The organism is Pseudomonas abyssi (assembly GCF_002307495.1).
Lineage (GTDB): Bacteria > Pseudomonadota > Gammaproteobacteria > Pseudomonadales > Pseudomonadaceae > Halopseudomonas > Halopseudomonas abyssi.
The window spans coordinates 1-15,756 of sequence record NZ_NTMR01000040.1 but is presented as its reverse complement, the minus strand read 5'-3'; the positions used below and the strand labels follow the sequence as shown (position 1 = coordinate 15,756).

Genomic DNA, 15,756 nt, shown 5'->3' with positions numbered 1-15,756 from the left:
GGCGCCGCAAGCCAAAGCAGGAGGTGATGATTCACTCCGACCAAGGTAGCCAATTCAGCAGCGGTGACTGGCAGAGCTTCCTGAAAGCCAATAACTTGCTTGGTAGCATGAGTCGGCGTGGTAACTGCCATGACAACGCGGTAGCGGAAAGCTTTTTCCAACTGCTGAAGCGGGAACGGATTAGGCGAAAGATCTACAGCACTAGGCAGGATGCTCGCGCTGACGTGTTCGACTACATCGAGATGTTTTACAACCCAAAACGCCGACACGGTTTCAACAACCAGCTGTCACCGGTAGAGTTTGAAAGGCAACATTTACTGAGCCTGGAAAGTGTCTAGGAAATCCGGGGCGATTCACCAGTCCATTTCATTGTTGTCAATATCAATTTTATAGTCTGAAATCCGCCCACAACATGACCAGAAAATGACAAATATGTAATGTTGGTGGCCGGAAGCTAGGTTATATCGGTGAGAAAAGCGTTGTTCGCATAACATGACTAAAATGTAATGCTTGCGGGAGCAGCCTGGTCATCTTTAACTAATAAGCGGCATAACCCATCTTAATTTCACAAATTGCAGCAACCGGACAGAGAGAAATCTATTTCTCTCTGTCTCTCTTAGGCTCGCCAGTCCCTGACCTTGCTGGCCTAGGGCCTCCACCGGACGCCTCGATCGGTCCGCTGCTAAACAAAAGCGAACATTCGATTTTATCTTAATAATTCGATAGAAACGCGTAAACCGCTACAGGACTTAGTCGAAAAGCTGATTTTACCTTCATAGCGAGTCACTATATCTCGAACGATAGCAAGGCCGAGACCGTGCCCAGGTGTTTGCTCATCTAGCCGCAGACCCCTTTGGCCCAAACTGGCTAAATCCTTGTGATTAACCCCTGGGCCATCATCAGCAACAACTATTCGCTTGAAGCCGCTGCCTTGTTCCACAGAGAGCTCTACGCATCTCGAAGACCATTTGCCAGCATTGTCGAGTAAGTTGCCCAATACTTCATTTAGATCATGTTCTTCTATCGGCCATCGGCTGTCTTCAGGCAGAGAACTCGATAGTTCAAACGACTTTTCCGGATATAAACGACCGAGCATCCACAAAAGATCCCGTGCCTGTTTTATGGGGTAGGCGCTTTTTCCAATCTGGGGCCCTGCAAAACGGCTTCGACGCATTTCAGCTTCTAATTGCCTGTCGATATCGCTTAGTCGCTCCACCATCTGGCGCCTTAGATTGGTGTCGAGAGGACGTGTGTCGTCTTCCAGTATCTGCCGGACGGCTGCGATGGGGGTTTTGACGCTATGAGACAGGTTTGCGAGAGCGTCCCTGGAGCGCTCCAGTCGCTGATCTAAGGAGTCCAGCAACTGATTTAGTTGAAGAACCAGCGGGTGGAACTCCTCTGGCGACTGAACGTTGATTCGGGAGATCTCTCCGTCCTGGAGTCTTTTTAATGCGGCTTTGAGTGTGACAACCGGTCGCATGGACATCGTGATTCCGAACCAGAGCACGGCAACCAAGAGCATAATCAACAGAACTGATACTACGGCGGTCCAGGCATGAAGTGCAGCTTGGCTGCGTTTCAGCGCACCCAGATCTTCAGAAACGATTACGACGATGGGTGTTTCACCGACCTGAAAAGACTTTCGGTAGGCGAGGATGTCTAAGGGAGTATCAGTGGTTTCGGCATCTTCTACGCGAACGGTTCCGTCTTCTTCGTTTTCAATCAGAGGCGTTAACAAGGGCTCCCAAGTATCGGGTGAAATGATGGTCTGTTCGGGTGTATGTATGGCAAAGGCATGATGAAAAACATCCTGGAAATAATCGCCCGTCTGGAGAGTGTCAACTTCACCATTCGCGTCGCGAATCTGGTGCTCAAGGAAATCGACCTCATCTTTCAGTCGGCTTTCAACGAATTCCCGAGACATTCGGTCGAGCAGCAAGCCATGGACCAACCACGCCACCCCCATTAGACCAATTCCGGCGGGCAGTAACAGCGCAAGCAAGGTTCCTTTTACGGACGCAGGCTTTTTAAGGAATCGCATTAAAAATGTACCCCTGGCCGCGTCGTGTTGAGATGGTTTCGCTGCCCACTAGCTTCCTTAACCTCCGAATATACGCCTCAATGACGTTTTCGCTCGGGCTATCATTCAAGTTGTAAAGCTGTTCCATTAGTTGTTCTTTGGAAAAGACGTGGCCAGGGCGGCTCATCAAACAACGTAGCAGCCGGAATTCGGTGCCGGTAAGTGTATGTTCCACGCCGTCGTCCATCTTGAGACTCTGGCGGTTTTCGTCCAGTTCAAAGCGGCCGGCTTTAACCTGAGCATGGACCCTTCCTTCACTTCGACGCACGAGTGCGTTGAGGCGTGCGATTAGCTCTTCTGTCTGAAAAGGTTTTGCCAGGTAATCGTCTGCCCCGGCTTTTAAGCCGTTAACCTTATCCTGCCAATCGCCTCTCGCGGTCAGAATCAAGACCGGACAGCTGACGTGATTCGTTCGCCACTTTCTCAATACGTCCAGCCCGTTGCCATCAGGTAGACCCAGGTCCAGAACAACAGCACGGTAATCCTCTTGCTCACCCAGAACGACGGCTTCTCGGGCACTGGGACTTGTATCAACGCTGAAACCTGCTTTTCCCAACTGCCTGACCAAACCCTCAGCAAGCAAGCGGTCATCTTCGACGAGCAGTAAACGCATGAGTTTTTCCTTCTATGTATGGTCCGCGGTCGAAAGTGTGACTGATTAACCTGAATTCAGCCTGAACGGAAAATAGTTCGAGTTTTTCAGAAAGAATTCAGGTTAGTGAGAGAAGATAACAACCGATTCTGGACATTGCTCAAGATTGGGGCTCAATCCTGCAGTGTTTTTCGAGCAATATTTTACAGAGGATAAAAAGATGAATGCATCAAAACTATTCGTAGCGGGTATGGCGCTTTCAATGTCGGCAACAGCGTTTGCGGCTGGCGCCCATGATGGTGGCCACGGGCACGGCGCTACAAGCGGTGAACCTGGCAAAGCGTCGGAGGCCAGCCGAACCGTAACTGTCGAGATGTACGACAACTACTACGAACCCGAAGAAATCAGTGTAAAGCCGGGTGAAACCGTTCGCTTCGTGGTGGAGAACAAGGGAAACCTCGTCCATGAGTTCAGTGTTGGCACTCCTGACATGCACGAAGCTCATCAAGAGAAAATGATGATGATGGTTGAGCATGGCGTCATCCAGGGCGGCAAGCTGAACCACGACATGATGAATATGGATATGGGGAATGGCCATTCCATGAAGCATGACGACCCGAACAGCGTGTTGCTGGAACCGGGCCAAAGTAAAGAAGTGGTATGGAAGTTCTCTGATAAAGGCAATATCGAATTTGCCTGCAACGTGCCGGGCCACTATCAGGCCGGGATGTACGGTGAGGTCAATTTCGAGTAACTCGCTTAACTGAGGTCCGCGAGCGCGGGGCTGAGACACGTTTCTCGGCCCGGCTTCAATGACGTGTAGTTCGGAGCAACACAGATGAAACCACGCTTTTTGACAGGGCTTTTGAGCCTGCTGATGCCAGCCATGGTTCTGGCCGGCGAATACGACCTTACGGTCGACCGGGTAAAAATTGATACCGGCGATTTTGTGAAGGAAGGCATTGGATACAACGGCGCATCTCCGGGACCGGTAATGCGTTTCAAGGAAGGCGAGAACGTCCGGATCAACGTGACCAACAACCTGGATGAGATTACGTCCATTCACTGGCACGGCCTGATCCTTCCTTTTAACCAGGACGGTGTGCCTGGTATCAGTTTCCCGGGCATCAAGCCGGGTGAAACCTTTACCTATGAGTTTCCTATCCAGCAGGCAGGCACCTACTGGTTCCACAGCCACTCTGGTTTTCAGGAGCCGGACGGCGCCTATGGTGCCATTGTGATCGAACCGGAAAAACGTGAGCCGTTTCGTTATGACCGCGAGTACGTGGTGCAGTTGACTGACAAGCACCCCCATTCCGGTGACCGCATCATGCGCAACCTGAAAATGATGCCGGACTATTACAACCGCGAGCAGCAAACCGTGGGCGAGTTTTTCTCGGACGCGTCCGAAAACGGCCTGATGAATACGGTCCGAGACCGGATGGCCTGGGGCGACATGCGCATGATGAAAGCGGACGTTGAGGACCTGCAAGGCTTTACGGGTCTGATCAACGGTAAGGGGCCGGACCAGAACTGGACAGGGCTTTTTGAGCCGGGCGAACGCATCCGGCTGCGATTCATCAACTCTTCGGCCATGACCTACTTTGATATCCGGATTCCTGGTCTGGATATGACCGTCGTTCAGGCCGATGGCAACAACGTTCAGCCCGTTAGTGTCGATGAATTCCGGATTGGTGTAGCGGAAACCTACGACGTGATCGTACGTCCGAAGGATGAGCAGGCGTACACCATCTTCGCCGAATCCATGGGACGTTCCGGATACGCCAGGGCAACACTGGCCCCCGAAGAGGGCATGGAAGCGGCAGTGCCGCAACTGCGTGAAGCTGCCCGACTGACCATGGCTGATATGGGCGGTATGCCTGGTATGGACCATGGCAGCATGGCGGGCATGGATCATGGGAACATGGATATGGACAGCTCAGAAGATATGTCCGGGATGGATCACTCCTCAATGGAGGGAATGGACCACTCCAACATGGACAGCATGGATCATTCCAACATGGAAGGCATGGATCATGGTTCCATGGCGATGGGAAAAGGCGGCCAAAGCGACCCCTTTTACGCCAAGGGAAGTGGCCTTGTACCCACGGCAGCCAATGGCGGCAAGTTCCTGTCCTATGCTGACCTGAAGGCCCAAGATCCACTGTATGAAGACCGCGAACCGACCCGGGAAATTGAGCTTCGTTTGACCGGCAATATGGAGCGTTACACCTGGAGCATTAATGGCGTCAAGTATGAAGACGCCGATCCGATTCGTCTGAAATACGGTGAGCGGGTCCGCTTCAAGTTTGTGAATGAAACCATGATGACGCATCCAATGCACCTGCACGGCATGTGGTCGATTTTGGACGTCGGCGCCGGCCAGTGGAACCCGATCAAACATACAATCAACGTGAACCCGGGTACCACGGTTTACATGGAAACCGAGGTCGACGCGCCCGGCCAGTGGGCGTTCCACTGTCACCTGTCCTATCACGCGGCCGCTGGTATGTTCCGTAAGGTAATTATTGAAGGTGGGCCAGATTCAACGCAGGCCAAAACAGACGTGATTGCTGAAGATGGAGGTGAGGCATGAGTTGTATTCGATCACTTGTCGCCGCCAGTTTTCTTGCCTCAGTTGGTTTCTCAACGGCGGTGACAGCTCAGGAAATGATTTCCGACACCACGGCTCGTAAACAGCCGCTCACAACCTGGGGCGTTCAATTCGAGGAATTTGAGTACCGCTACAGCGACGATGGCGAGGAGCTGGGCGTCTGGAATGCGGATGCCTTCTATGGCACTGACGATTTTAAAGTCCGGTTGCTCACAACCGGCGAATACGAAGTAGAGGAGCAGGCCTACGAAACGCTGGAAAACCAGTTGGTCGGCCAGATCCCCATTTCCAAGTTCTTCGATGCCAAAGCGGGTGTGCGTTTCGACACCCCCGAGGGACCGGATCGCACTTATGCCGTGTTGGGTGTCGCTGGGCTTGCACCGCAATGGTTTGAGGTTGACGCCAACCTGTATGTGAGCGATGAAGGTGAGACGTCCGCTGAGCTGGACGCAGAGTATGAATTATTGCTCACCAATTATTGGATCCTCGCGGCGACACTGGACGCAACGGTGGCCTTCAGTGAGGATCGTGAAATTGGTGTTGGCAAAGGTCTGGTGTCCACCGAAGTAGGGCTGCGTCTGCGTTATGACTTGGTTGATCGCGCCTTTTCACCCTATGTCGGTGTGGTGCATGAACGAAAATACGGCGATACCGCAGATCTAGCTGAAACCGGCGGCGGAAGCACAGAAGACTGGTTTGCTGTGATCGGCGCTCGAATCGCCTTCTGACGTTGATGCTAACGGGCCATGGGGAAACCCATGGCCTTTTTTCGTCTATGATTTGATGTAACTCAAATTCACCGAAAGCATGTGTCCATTTTCAGTCGCAGTTCAGGTTGAAGTGTTTTGATACAGGGAGAAGTCATCAGGAAGAGAGGTGTCACCCCATGACCAAAGCACACAAAGCAACCAACCAGGAACAGTTTTTGTTGCGCCGGAAATTGGCCATCGAGGGGATGGGAGAAGGTCAGTGGGAGGATCTCATCCACGATCTTAACCACCACCCCTGCGTTGATTTCGCCGAGCGTAAACCGAATGGCACATTGCGGGTGACATATGACGGAACCCACTGGTCTGTCGATGAATTACTGGAACTGGTCAAGGCCTGCGGTGGCCGATTGAAAACCGGATGGTGGACCCGGCGCAAATTGGCTTGGTACCGGGTTACCGACGACAACGTCCGGGCAAATGCCAAGCATGAGCCGTTCTGCTCTTCCAAGATTCCACCCATGAAAAAATAACAGGAGGTTGAATGAACAGGGAGGAAGATCGAACTACCCGCTACCAGGAGGGCAGTCTCACTTTACCAGGGACAGTCATGCTGGGTACCGGCGTCATGATTGGCGCCGGTATTTTTGCGTTGACCGGGCAGATGGCCCAGATGACCGGCGTACTTTTCCCGCTGGCCTTTCTCGCGGCGGCGGTGATTGTGAGCTTCAGCGCCTATTCCTACATCAAGATCTCCAACGCCTACCCGTCGGCCGGGGGCATTGGTATGTACTTGCATAAAGCTTACGGAAACCGACTGCCAACGGCTTTCAACGCCTTGCTGATGTACTTCTCCATGGTCATTGCTCAGAGTTTTCTGGCCCGTACATTCGGTGCCTACACCATGCAGCTTTTCGGCGGTGACGACACCGGTCGCATGGTACCCATTCTCGGTGTATCACTTATTCTCGCGGCGTTTTTGATCAACCTGCTTAGCAACCGTCTCATTCAGGGCGTGGCCTCCTTCATCGGTATCCTGAAAATCGGAGGCATACTGATTTTCGGTCTCGTCGGGATCTGGATTGCTGACTCAATCTCGGTTGATTTTTCAGAGCCTGGCGAAGCCGGAACGCTGGGCAACTTCCTGGGCGCGAGTGCGTTGGGTATCCTGGCATTCAAAGGCTTTACTACCATTACCAACAGTGGCTCCGAAGTAATAGACCCAAAGCGGAATGTTGGCCGTGCCATCATTATTTCCATTGCCGCCTGTGTGGTGATCTACACGCTGGTGGGGTTTGCCGTCGCCAGCAATCTGTCGCTGGCTGAAATCATCGAAACACAGAATTACTCCCTGGCTGCCGCTGCGCGTCCCGCGCTTGGCGAGTACGGCGTCTGGTTTACCGTCGCCATTGCTATGATGGCCACGGCAGGCGGGATTCTGGCCAGTGTCTTTGCTGTGTCCCGCATGTTGGCGATGCTGACAGAGATGAAACTGGTTCCCCACAGTCACTTTGGCATGCCCGGCAGCATCCAGAAGCACACTCTGGTTTATACCGTGGTCCTGGGGCTGATTCTGACCGCCTTCTTCGACCTGTCCCGAATTGCCGCATTGGGTATCGTCTTTTACCTGATTATGGACATTGCCATTCACTGGGGTGTACTGCGTTATCTACGCAAAGACATCAAGGCCAACATCTGGGTGCCAGCTACAGCCATCCTGTTGGATCTTTTGGCGCTGGGAGGCTTTGTATGGGTCAAGCTTAATACCGATCCCTTTGTAATCGGCGTGGCTGTTGTCACTATGGTTGTGATTGCGGTAGCCGAACAAATTTTCCTGAAGCGAATGCCAGAATCCGCGCAAGCGGAGCAGAGCCATGCGCATCATTGACCACAATTGGGGTGAGAGGTAACTACCATGATGGGAGATAACATGTTCGGGAACACCATGTGGGCAGGCCACTGGCTGTGGATGCTGGTGATTGCCATTGTGGTCGTCATTCCGGCCTGGCGTATTTGCCAGCGCACGGGGTATCCGGGGTGGATGGGTGTACTGATACTGATCCCTATCGTCAATCTGGTTCTGCTGTATTTCATTGCATTTGCAGACTGGCCCGCCGATAAAACAGGAGAACAGAATGGCTGAGCACCATCACGCCCATGACCACGATCACCACGCCGATAAAGAACCTGGCGGGCACACCGCCAAGGATCCGGTTTGCGGCATGGCAGTGGATCCGCATACCGCGGAACACCGCAGCCAGCATGGCGGTAAAACCTGGTACTTCTGCTCGTCGCGTTGCCAGTCCAAATTCGACGAGGACCCTGAGCAGTACCTCGATTGGGAAAAGAAACAGCAAGAGCCGGTAGCGCCGGGCACTATGTATACCTGTCCCATGCACCCCGAGATTCGGCAGCAAGGGCCAGGGGACTGCCCAATCTGCGGCATGGCCCTAGAGCCCGAGCAGGTAAGCCTGGACGACGGGCCCTCGGAAGAACTCAAAGACATGACCCGCCGATTCTGGATCGGCCTGGTGCTGGCCCTGCCTGTACTGGTACTGGAGATGGGTGGGCACCTCACCGGACTCGATCACATTATAGCCCCGCAGATGTCCAACTGGATTCAACTGGTGCTGGCAACGCCTGTGGTGCTCTGGTGCGGTTGGCCCTTCTTCGTCCGGGGTTGGAAATCCGTGGTTAGCCGTAACTTGAACATGTTTACGCTCATTGCCATTGGTACCGGCGTCGCGCTGATCTACAGCCTGGTGGCGACCCTGGCGCCGCAGATCTTCCCAGGCGCCTTCCGGCAGGAAGACGGGTCGGTCGCCGTCTACTTCGAGGCGGCTGCTGTCATCGTGGTGCTGGTGCTGCTGGGGCAGGTGCTGGAATTGCGTGCCAGAGAGAAAACCTCTGGTGCCATCAAGGCCCTGCTGGATCTGGCACCGGCGACGGCCAGAAAACTGGACGACGATGGCAGCGAATCCGATGTGTCGCTTGATCAGGTCAAGGTCGGTGACCGCTTGCGGGTACGTCCGGGAGACAAGGTGCCGTTGGACGGCGAGGTGCTTGAAGGCAGCTCCAACGTGGATGAATCCATGGTGACCGGTGAGCCTTTGGCAGTCAGCAAAAAATCCGGCGACCAGGTGATCGGCGGCAGTATCAACCAGCAGGGCAGCTTTATCATGCGGGCCGACAAGGTTGGCCGTGACACCATGCTGTCCCAGATTGTGCAGATGGTGGCGAGCGCCCAGCGCAGCCGCGCGCCCATTCAGGGCCTGGCCGACAAGGTGGCGGGTTATTTTGTGCCTGCGGTGATCGTGATCGCCATTATCGCCTTTATAGCCTGGTCATTCTTCGGGCCCACGCCGCCTATGGCGTTCGGGCTGATTGCAGCGGTCAGTGTTCTGATCATTGCCTGCCCTTGCGCACTTGGCTTGGCGACGCCCATGTCCATCATGGTGGGTGTCGGACGCGGTGCTCAAAGTGGCGTTCTGATTCGCGATGCGGAAGCCTTGGAGCGTATGGAGAAGGTGGACACCGTGGTGGTGGATAAAACCGGCACGCTGACAGAGGGCAAGCCGCAAGTCACCCGGCTTGTCGCGGCCAACGGGTTCGATGACAGTAGTCTCATGCGTTATGCAGGCGGCTTGGAGAAAGGCAGTGAGCACCCACTGGCTCACGCCATACTCGATAAAGCCAAGGGCATGGACCTGAAGCTTCCGGATGCGGAAGACTTTGACTCTCCGAATGGTAAAGGGGTTACCGGTCGAATAGACGGCAAGCGGGTGCTACTTGGTAACCGCCTTCTCATGGAGTCGGAAAATGTCGACACCACGCGATTTGACGGCGACGCCGACCAGCTCCGAAAAGATGGTGCTACCGTGATTTTTGCTGCTGTCGACGGAAACGTCGCAGGGTTGCTGGCGATTGCCGATCCGGTCAAGGAAACCACCGAAGCCGCTATTTCCGCGCTGCAAAAAGACGGCATCCGGGTGGTCATGCTGACCGGCGATAACCGCACTTCAGCTGAAGCAGTTGCCCGAAAACTGCATATCGACGAAGTGGAAGCGGAAGTCCTGCCGGAAGATAAGGGCAAGATCGTCCAGCGCCTGAAAGACGAAGGCCGTGTTGTCGTGATGGCGGGTGACGGCGTAAACGATGCGCCTGCACTGGCAACGGCGGATGTCGGTGTGGCCATGGGCACCGGGACCGATGTCGCCATCGAAAGCGCCGGCATTACGCTGCTACGCGGCGACCTGATGGGCATTGTCGAGGCGCGCCGTTTGTCTCTGGCGACCATGCGCAATATCCGTCAGAACCTGTTTTTCGCCTTCGTTTACAACTCCGCCGGTGTTCCGATAGCGGCAGGGGTTTTGTACCCGTTTTTCGGGATACTGCTGTCGCCCATTTTTGCAGCGGCCGCCATGTCGCTGTCCTCGGTCAGCGTGATTGTGAATGCGCTGCGTTTGAGGGTGGTGAAACTCGGGTCAAAGCAATGAACTTCTGAATCATTGGAGGTAGCTATGTCATACACGATCGATCAAGTTATCAAAGATGTCGATTTCGAGGACGTGGACAGAAGAGCGCGTCAGGCCCTCACTGATCACGGCTTCGGTGTGCTGACAGAAATTGATGTCAAAGCCACCATGAAGAAAAAGCTGGACAAGGATATGCAGGCCTATCGGATTCTCGGGGCCTGCAATCCTGGCATGGCCTGGGAAGCCATCGGTGTGGAGCCTCGCGTGGGTGCCATGCTGCCTTGCAACGTTATTCTTCGTGAGGTTTCGGAGGGCATTGAGGTAAGTGCAGTGGATCCATTGGCTTCCATGAGCGCCATCGATAATGGCGAGCTCAAGCAGGTTGCCGGGAAGGTCAGGGATATGCTCTCTGAGGTTGTGGAATCGATCTGAAGCCGGTAGAGGCGTCGATTTGCTGCAGTGCCTGCGGTTTGCAATGGATTAGCGAATTAGCCAGGCGAGCGCATAGCCCAACTGAACACTGGAAATGCAAATAGGACTCCTCATTTGACGACGGGATACCTATTTGATGTCAGTCATATTATGGAGAAGAAAAAAGGAAAAAAGATATGGATATAAAGACTTTTGGACAACTGATCGACTGGACGCGCGATCTGCACTCACATCTGGCGAGCTGTCTGTCCCATTGCGCAACAAAGCACGAGGAAGAACGGGCCCGTGCGCTTTTGGATTATCTGGCAGCTCATGAATCGGAAATAGAGCGGATCGTAAACGAGTTTGAGCGCCAGGGAGATGCGAAGGCTCTGGAGACCCGAGTTATCGACTACCTCTCTCATAACCCGATCAAAACTCACCGAACCTGCGACGAGCCCTACGCAAAGCTGGATTTTGCTGGCATCTCCCGCGAGGTCTTTGACTTCCACGATCAGATTATTGATCTCTACAAGACACTGGTTGGAAAGGCCGAGATTCCAGAAGCAAAGGAACTGCTGGAATCACTGTTGACCATGGAGCAGAACGAATCCATGCGTCTCGCTCGCCAGGTAGGGCGCATGGACGACCTTTAAAGCAACCAAATAGATCGAGAGGCCAGGGTAAGCGGTAGTGATCACACCTGAAAGACGGGTGCGAACCCACCGCCTGGGGTACGAAAGTTAGTGGCCTGGCCTTGGTAAACCCGTGCGGCGGAAAGCAGAAGTTGCCCAGCATAGGTGTACAAACGGATATCGACCTTTCTGGTGGTGACCGTGCCATCCACTCTCAGCGTGCGTTCTCCGGCGGGAACGAAGTTCTGCGCGATGTAATCACCCTTCAGGATCTCTTCGAAAACGCGGCGGGTTAGTTTTTCGCCCCGATAGACGCCCTTGCTGCCATGGCCCGCTACCGGTTTGAAAAACAGTTTACGCCGGTTGCTCCACAACTCCGCCTCATCACTTGCTGAAACCAGCCGGGTCTTCGGTACAGCTCTATCCAGAAATCCTGCCTCGGTTTCACTCAGGCCCCAGTCGCGCAGGGTTTGGGCATCAGATAGCAGGATCAGGTTCCGTTTGTCGGCCATAAGCGCATGGGCGCGTGGATTGGGCGTGACGACCGCCGCGCCGTCGAGGTAGGCGCGCCTCAGCGCCCCAAGAGCCGGGGCCTCCAAGGCAAAATCCACCAGGCGGTTGTACACCATGTCGATAGGCTTGCCGTGGGCGCTCAGGGCACCATCAACATACTCAAGCTCCGATGGGTCGAGGATCAAGGTCTCTATGCCTCTGGCCTGGAATAACTGCTGGGCCAGTTGGAATTCCGGGAACATAAACTGGGATTCTGGGGTATCGTCCACAATGGCCAGGCAACCGGGCGTCGAGTCGCCACCTTGCCGTTGCCATTCCTGCTGGAACATGGCAAACACTGCGTCCTCGAACCCATCCAGTGCCCGGTTGGTGCCAGCGGTCTGCTGGGACGGGTCACAGCATCGGTGTTGTGCCCGGGCCAATACCGTGTTCAGAAATGCGCCGCCGGCGTTGGTGTTGATTTCGATCAGCTGAGGCCCGTTCTCGCCCAGGTGAAAGTCGTAGCCCATGAAGGCCCCGATGGGGCCTGGATCAAAACCGGCGATGTCCGGCGCCCAGGACAGAGCTCTTTCCCGGTAGGACGGAAGCTCGGCAGCCGATTCGATCGCCTGAACGATCCGCTCCATCGTCGCGATGTCCGCCTGGGGTACAAAAACCGGTGTGTTTGAAAAGAAATGATGGATCTCGGGAGTGGCCGGCGCCTCGTTCCCAGTGTCTGAAAACTGCTTCTGGAGGCTGTCAGTGAGCGCTTTTCGGTCAAGGGTGATGCAGTAACACTGCCGGTTGAGCTGGTCGGCGTGGGTTTTGGTTGTTCGCTGGTTTTCCTGGGGCACGTCTTGCATTGGTCGTCCTTGGTCATTGTGAATCGTTCCACCTTGATTCTGGTCAAACGAATGCATGTTTCGCAACTGTTTTCAGGCCTGTTTCAGCTTGGTGTGATGGACTGCCAAGTAATGACCATGCCTGTTCGGGATCTTGCTTACCGGGCGAGGAGATCTTACTGAAACCCTCTGACCAAAAAGGGCACGCTATGAAACATTCGTTTCGCAAGCAGTGTATTGCTGGTATTACGGCCAGTGTCGCTATGAGTTTTTCGCTGATGGTGGCCGCAGACACGAACCGGGCATTTGTTCCCATGGGCACAGCGGATGCCGTCGGCGTTATTGATCTGGAAAACCGCAAGGTGACGTCGTCCATTGGCGGCACCCTGAATACCCACGGTTCGGCACTGACCCCGGATGGCCGGCATCTGGTGGTGGGTAGTTTGTCGGCGCATGATCGTCAGGAGCCGGTTAGTCGCCCCGAAGGCGTATCAGAAGATGAACACGCCGCTCATCATGGGGGCGGGCAGTCTACTGAATTGGAAGCAGGGAGTACCGGGCTGCTCTATTTGGTGAACACGGCCACAAAGACGATTGACCGCAAACTGGAAGTGCCGGGGCCGGTGCACCATGTGCTGGTGACTTCCGACAGTCGCTATGCCGTTTCCACGCATCCTGCCAGTGGCAGCATCAGCGTTGTGGATCTGGATTCCGGTCAGTTGGTCAAAACTGTGGCGACGGGGCCGGCCCCCAACTATCTGGTGCAAACCGACGACGGCCAATCCCTTCTGGTCAGCAATACCGGTAATGGCACGGTCAGCGAAGTGGATACCGAGCACTGGTTCGTCGAGCGCAACCTGCGGGTTGGCGGCAACCCAGAGCATCTGGTGCTTGCCCCCGGCAACCAGCGGCTCTACGTGAATGATGCTGCATCCGGCCAGGTTCTTGTCATTGAGCTTGCCAAAGGCGCGGTGGCGGACCGGTACGAGGTTGGGGAGGCGCCCCATGGCGTTGGCTTGAGCGCAGATGGCCAGACCCTCTATGCCACCAGCCAGGGCGGCAACCAGGTGGTCCGGATTGAGCTAGCCAGCGGCGCCCGCCACAGCAGGCCGCTGGCTCCTGCGCCCTATCATCTTGCGGTCTCTCCCTACGATGGCCAGCTACTGGTGACCAGTCGGGCAGAGAACAAGCTTTGGGTGCTCGACCCGGAATCCCTCGATGTGGTTGATGAGATCGCGCTGAGCGGCATAGGCCATCAGATATCCCTTGAAGCCCATTAGTACTCTGTTCTGACACTGTTTTTTTCGCAAAGGAACCGCTCATGGATCGACGCTTTAAAATTACCTTGGCAATATTTGCCGTTATCGCACTGGTTTTACTCTGGGGAGAACACAAGGTTCATCTGCTTGGCGCCTTGCCCTGGCTGATACTGCTTGCTTGTCCGCTGATCCATATTTTTATGCACGGAGGGCATGGAGGACATGGAGGACATAACCACCAGGCAGAGCAACCGGGAAAGAGTGGAGAGCAGCGTGATGACTGATGGTGCATCGGATTATGGCCTTTGGAGCCTAGTGGTGCTGAATTCGGCGATTTTCATATTCTTCGCCTTCAGTTTTTTCAAACCGCAGACCCGCCGGGACTGGCGTTCGTTTGGTGCCTTCAGCGCATTTCTGGTGGCACTGTTCACCGAGATGTACGGGTTCCCGCTGACGCTCTACTTCCTCTCCGGCTGGCTGCAGAGCCAGTATCCCGACGTGAACTGGTTGGCTCACGACAGTGGCCACTTGCTGGAAATGCTGTTTGGTTGGAGGGGTTCCCCACACTTTGGGCCGTTTCATCTCTTGAGCACAGTGTTTATTGGCCTCGGGTTTTATCTGATTGCGGCTGGCTGGCGTACCCTGTATGCCGCGCAAAAGGCAGGGCAGTTGGCCACAACCGGCCTTTATGCCCACGTTCGCCACCCTCAGTATTCCGGCTTCGTGCTCATCATGTTCGGTTTTCTGCTGCAGTGGCCAACGCTGCTGACGCTGGCCATGTTCCCGGTGCTGGTGTGGATGTACTCGCGCCTGTCTATTCACGAGGAGCGTGAAACAGAAAAAGCGTTCGGCTCCGATTGGCGGGCCTATGCAGCCAGAACTCCCCGTTTTATTCCGCGATTGAGGAATTTGAGGCGCAAGGAAATCGAGGAACAAGAATGATGCATGGGGCAACTATCTCAGTAGGCGTTCTTGCAGTCGCACTAATCAGCGGCTGCGGTAAACAGACGGTGGATGACCGCTGGTACACACAGGCTGAGGTCGAGCGCGGCGCAGTGGTGTTCGACGACAACTGCGCAAGCTGCCATGGCGGCAATGCCCAAGGCGCTTTCAATTGGAAAAAGACTCTGAAGGATGGCTCTTACCCGCCGCCACCGCTCAACGGAACAGGTCATGCCTGGCACCATTCCTTCGACACGCTGATGGGTACAATTAGTCAAGGTGGCGCCCCCATGGGTGGGAAAATGCCGGCCTTCGCAGACGAGCTCTCCAGGGACGATCAAAAAGCCGCTATCGCCTATTTCCAGAGCAAATGGGACAAGCGGATCTATGAGGCATGGTCTGAAAGGAGTGGGCTCTGATTTCTCTGGGTAATCAGACGATTAACTCAAGGAGGCAGCGTATGAAATGCTTATGGGTGGTGGCTTTTCTAAGTGTTTTTCCGGGCAGTGCGCTGGGTGGTGCGCCCTCGGCGGAATCATTGATTGAGGGGATGGAGGCCACCCTGTGGTCGGACAGCAACCACGGCCGTTTCACCATGCGTATCGAAACCGAATACTGGACCTGGGAACCGGACCTGGAGGCCTGGATGGTTCGGCAGGTTTAAGATGGAATTATAGCGAGGGCGGGACCGGGCCATCCGTATGGTT

Annotated in this window: 18 protein-coding genes; 15 read left to right on the top strand and 3 right to left on the bottom strand. The window is 54.8% G+C overall.

Annotated elements, in window-relative coordinates:
* Positions 1-338: IS3 family transposase (locus CNQ84_RS19635; RefSeq protein ID WP_165771333.1), on the top strand; the 338-nt coding region annotated here is incomplete at its 5' end.
* A 368-nt stretch (positions 339-706) separates the two neighbouring features.
* On the opposite strand, the gene CNQ84_RS19630 is transcribed toward CNQ84_RS19635, so the two are convergent.
* Both CNQ84_RS19630 and CNQ84_RS19625 read right to left on the bottom strand, forming a co-directional pair.
* Positions 707-2,041 carry an ATP-binding protein gene (locus CNQ84_RS19630; protein ID WP_096006455.1) on the bottom strand — a complete coding sequence of 445 codons (1,335 nt, stop codon included), beginning with the start codon at positions 2,039-2,041 and terminating at the stop codon, positions 707-709.
* The gene (locus tag CNQ84_RS19625; protein WP_096006454.1) at positions 2,028-2,693 is read right to left on the bottom strand and encodes a response regulator transcription factor; all 666 of its coding nucleotides are present in this window, start codon (positions 2,691-2,693) and stop codon (positions 2,028-2,030) included. Before CNQ84_RS19625 ends, CNQ84_RS19630 begins: the two co-directional genes overlap by 14 nt.
* A 199-nt stretch (positions 2,694-2,892) precedes the next feature.
* Between CNQ84_RS19625 and CNQ84_RS19620 the strand changes: the two genes are divergently transcribed.
* The 9 genes from CNQ84_RS19620 to CNQ84_RS19580 all read left to right on the top strand — a co-directional run bounded on the left by CNQ84_RS19620 (position 2,893) and on the right by CNQ84_RS19580 (position 11,535).
* A complete protein-coding gene (locus CNQ84_RS19620; protein WP_096006453.1) occupies positions 2,893-3,426 on the top strand; it encodes a cupredoxin domain-containing protein in 534 nt (177 codons plus the stop codon).
* A gap of 84 nt (positions 3,427-3,510) precedes the next feature.
* A complete protein-coding gene (locus tag CNQ84_RS19615) occupies positions 3,511-5,268 on the top strand; it encodes a copper resistance system multicopper oxidase (protein WP_096006452.1) in 1,758 nt (585 codons plus the stop codon).
* Complete coding sequence (locus tag CNQ84_RS19610) at positions 5,265-6,014, top strand: copper resistance protein B (RefSeq protein WP_096006451.1); 750 nt, start codon at positions 5,265-5,267, stop codon at positions 6,012-6,014. The genes CNQ84_RS19615 and CNQ84_RS19610 overlap by 4 nt, the downstream gene beginning before the upstream one ends.
* 158 nt (positions 6,015-6,172) lie before the next feature.
* On the top strand, positions 6,173-6,526 hold the full coding sequence (locus CNQ84_RS19605) for a hypothetical protein (protein WP_096006450.1): 354 nt from the start codon (positions 6,173-6,175) through the stop codon (positions 6,524-6,526).
* A gap of 11 nt (positions 6,527-6,537) precedes the next feature.
* Positions 6,538-7,881: an APC family permease gene (locus tag CNQ84_RS19600; RefSeq protein ID WP_096006449.1), complete on the top strand. Its 1,344-nt coding sequence runs from the start codon at positions 6,538-6,540 to the stop codon at positions 7,879-7,881.
* Positions 7,882-7,908: 27 nt separating this feature from the next.
* The gene (locus tag CNQ84_RS19595) at positions 7,909-8,136 is read left to right on the top strand and encodes a DUF805 domain-containing protein (protein ID WP_096006448.1); all 228 of its coding nucleotides are present in this window, start codon (positions 7,909-7,911) and stop codon (positions 8,134-8,136) included.
* Positions 8,129-10,489 (top strand): heavy metal translocating P-type ATPase, encoded by a 2,361-nt coding sequence (locus CNQ84_RS19590; protein ID WP_022990674.1) that lies wholly within the window; start codon positions 8,129-8,131, stop codon positions 10,487-10,489. The genes CNQ84_RS19595 and CNQ84_RS19590 overlap by 8 nt, the downstream gene beginning before the upstream one ends.
* Before the next feature lie 24 nt (positions 10,490-10,513).
* Positions 10,514-10,900, top strand: a complete 387-nt coding sequence (locus CNQ84_RS19585) for a DUF302 domain-containing protein (RefSeq protein WP_096006447.1) — start codon at positions 10,514-10,516, stop codon at positions 10,898-10,900.
* Positions 10,901-11,076: 176 nt separating this feature from the next.
* Positions 11,077-11,535 carry an ATPase gene (locus tag CNQ84_RS19580; RefSeq protein ID WP_065336094.1) on the top strand — a complete coding sequence of 153 codons (459 nt, stop codon included), beginning with the start codon at positions 11,077-11,079 and terminating at the stop codon, positions 11,533-11,535.
* Between the two features lie 41 nt (positions 11,536-11,576).
* On the opposite strand, the gene CNQ84_RS19575 is transcribed toward CNQ84_RS19580, so the two are convergent.
* On the bottom strand, positions 11,577-12,869 hold the full coding sequence (locus CNQ84_RS19575; protein WP_096006446.1) for an ATP-grasp domain-containing protein: 1,293 nt from the start codon (positions 12,867-12,869) through the stop codon (positions 11,577-11,579).
* Between the two features lie 188 nt (positions 12,870-13,057).
* On the opposite strand from CNQ84_RS19575, the gene CNQ84_RS19570 reads away from it, so the two are divergent.
* The 5 genes from CNQ84_RS19570 to CNQ84_RS19550 are packed head-to-tail and all read left to right on the top strand — an operon-like array spanning position 13,058 to position 15,713.
* Entirely contained in the window at positions 13,058-14,128 is a 1,071-nt protein-coding gene (locus tag CNQ84_RS19570; protein ID WP_096006445.1) for a YncE family protein, read from the top strand.
* Positions 14,129-14,169: 41 nt separating this feature from the next.
* The gene (locus tag CNQ84_RS19565; RefSeq protein ID WP_096006444.1) at positions 14,170-14,391 is read left to right on the top strand and encodes a DUF2933 domain-containing protein; all 222 of its coding nucleotides are present in this window, start codon (positions 14,170-14,172) and stop codon (positions 14,389-14,391) included.
* Positions 14,384-15,049 carry an isoprenylcysteine carboxylmethyltransferase family protein gene (locus tag CNQ84_RS19560; protein WP_096006443.1) on the top strand — a complete coding sequence of 222 codons (666 nt, stop codon included), beginning with the start codon at positions 14,384-14,386 and terminating at the stop codon, positions 15,047-15,049. The genes CNQ84_RS19565 and CNQ84_RS19560 overlap by 8 nt, the downstream gene beginning before the upstream one ends.
* The gene (locus CNQ84_RS19555; protein ID WP_022990666.1) at positions 15,046-15,468 is read left to right on the top strand and encodes a c-type cytochrome; all 423 of its coding nucleotides are present in this window, start codon (positions 15,046-15,048) and stop codon (positions 15,466-15,468) included. The genes CNQ84_RS19560 and CNQ84_RS19555 overlap by 4 nt, the downstream gene beginning before the upstream one ends.
* A gap of 41 nt (positions 15,469-15,509) precedes the next feature.
* Entirely contained in the window at positions 15,510-15,713 is a 204-nt protein-coding gene (locus CNQ84_RS19550) for a hypothetical protein (RefSeq protein ID WP_022990665.1), read from the top strand.
* The last annotated feature ends 43 nt before the right edge of the window (positions 15,714-15,756 follow it).

Bases quoted from the DNA above. Each gene is read 5' to 3' on its own strand.
- CNQ84_RS19630 (WP_096006455.1), bottom strand. From the start codon at position 2,041: ATGCGATTCCTTAAAAAGCCTGCGTCCGTAAAAGGAACCTTGCTTGCG.
- CNQ84_RS19625 (WP_096006454.1), bottom strand. From the start codon at position 2,693: ATGCGTTTACTGCTCGTCGAAGATGACCGCTTGCTTGCTGAGGGTTTG.
- CNQ84_RS19620 (WP_096006453.1), top strand. From the start codon at position 2,893: ATGAATGCATCAAAACTATTCGTAGCGGGTATGGCGCTTTCAATGTCG.
- CNQ84_RS19615 (WP_096006452.1), top strand. From the start codon at position 3,511: ATGAAACCACGCTTTTTGACAGGGCTTTTGAGCCTGCTGATGCCAGCC.
- CNQ84_RS19610 (WP_096006451.1), top strand. From the start codon at position 5,265: ATGAGTTGTATTCGATCACTTGTCGCCGCCAGTTTTCTTGCCTCAGTT.
- CNQ84_RS19605 (WP_096006450.1), top strand. From the start codon at position 6,173: ATGACCAAAGCACACAAAGCAACCAACCAGGAACAGTTTTTGTTGCGC.
- CNQ84_RS19600 (WP_096006449.1), top strand. From the start codon at position 6,538: ATGAACAGGGAGGAAGATCGAACTACCCGCTACCAGGAGGGCAGTCTC.
- CNQ84_RS19595 (WP_096006448.1), top strand. From the start codon at position 7,909: ATGATGGGAGATAACATGTTCGGGAACACCATGTGGGCAGGCCACTGG.
- CNQ84_RS19590 (WP_022990674.1), top strand. From the start codon at position 8,129: ATGGCTGAGCACCATCACGCCCATGACCACGATCACCACGCCGATAAA.
- CNQ84_RS19585 (WP_096006447.1), top strand. From the start codon at position 10,514: ATGTCATACACGATCGATCAAGTTATCAAAGATGTCGATTTCGAGGAC.
- CNQ84_RS19580 (WP_065336094.1), top strand. From the start codon at position 11,077: ATGGATATAAAGACTTTTGGACAACTGATCGACTGGACGCGCGATCTG.
- CNQ84_RS19575 (WP_096006446.1), bottom strand. From the start codon at position 12,869: ATGCAAGACGTGCCCCAGGAAAACCAGCGAACAACCAAAACCCACGCC.
- CNQ84_RS19570 (WP_096006445.1), top strand. From the start codon at position 13,058: ATGAAACATTCGTTTCGCAAGCAGTGTATTGCTGGTATTACGGCCAGT.
- CNQ84_RS19565 (WP_096006444.1), top strand. From the start codon at position 14,170: ATGGATCGACGCTTTAAAATTACCTTGGCAATATTTGCCGTTATCGCA.
- CNQ84_RS19560 (WP_096006443.1), top strand. From the start codon at position 14,384: ATGACTGATGGTGCATCGGATTATGGCCTTTGGAGCCTAGTGGTGCTG.
- CNQ84_RS19555 (WP_022990666.1), top strand. From the start codon at position 15,046: ATGATGCATGGGGCAACTATCTCAGTAGGCGTTCTTGCAGTCGCACTA.
- CNQ84_RS19550 (WP_022990665.1), top strand. From the start codon at position 15,510: ATGAAATGCTTATGGGTGGTGGCTTTTCTAAGTGTTTTTCCGGGCAGT.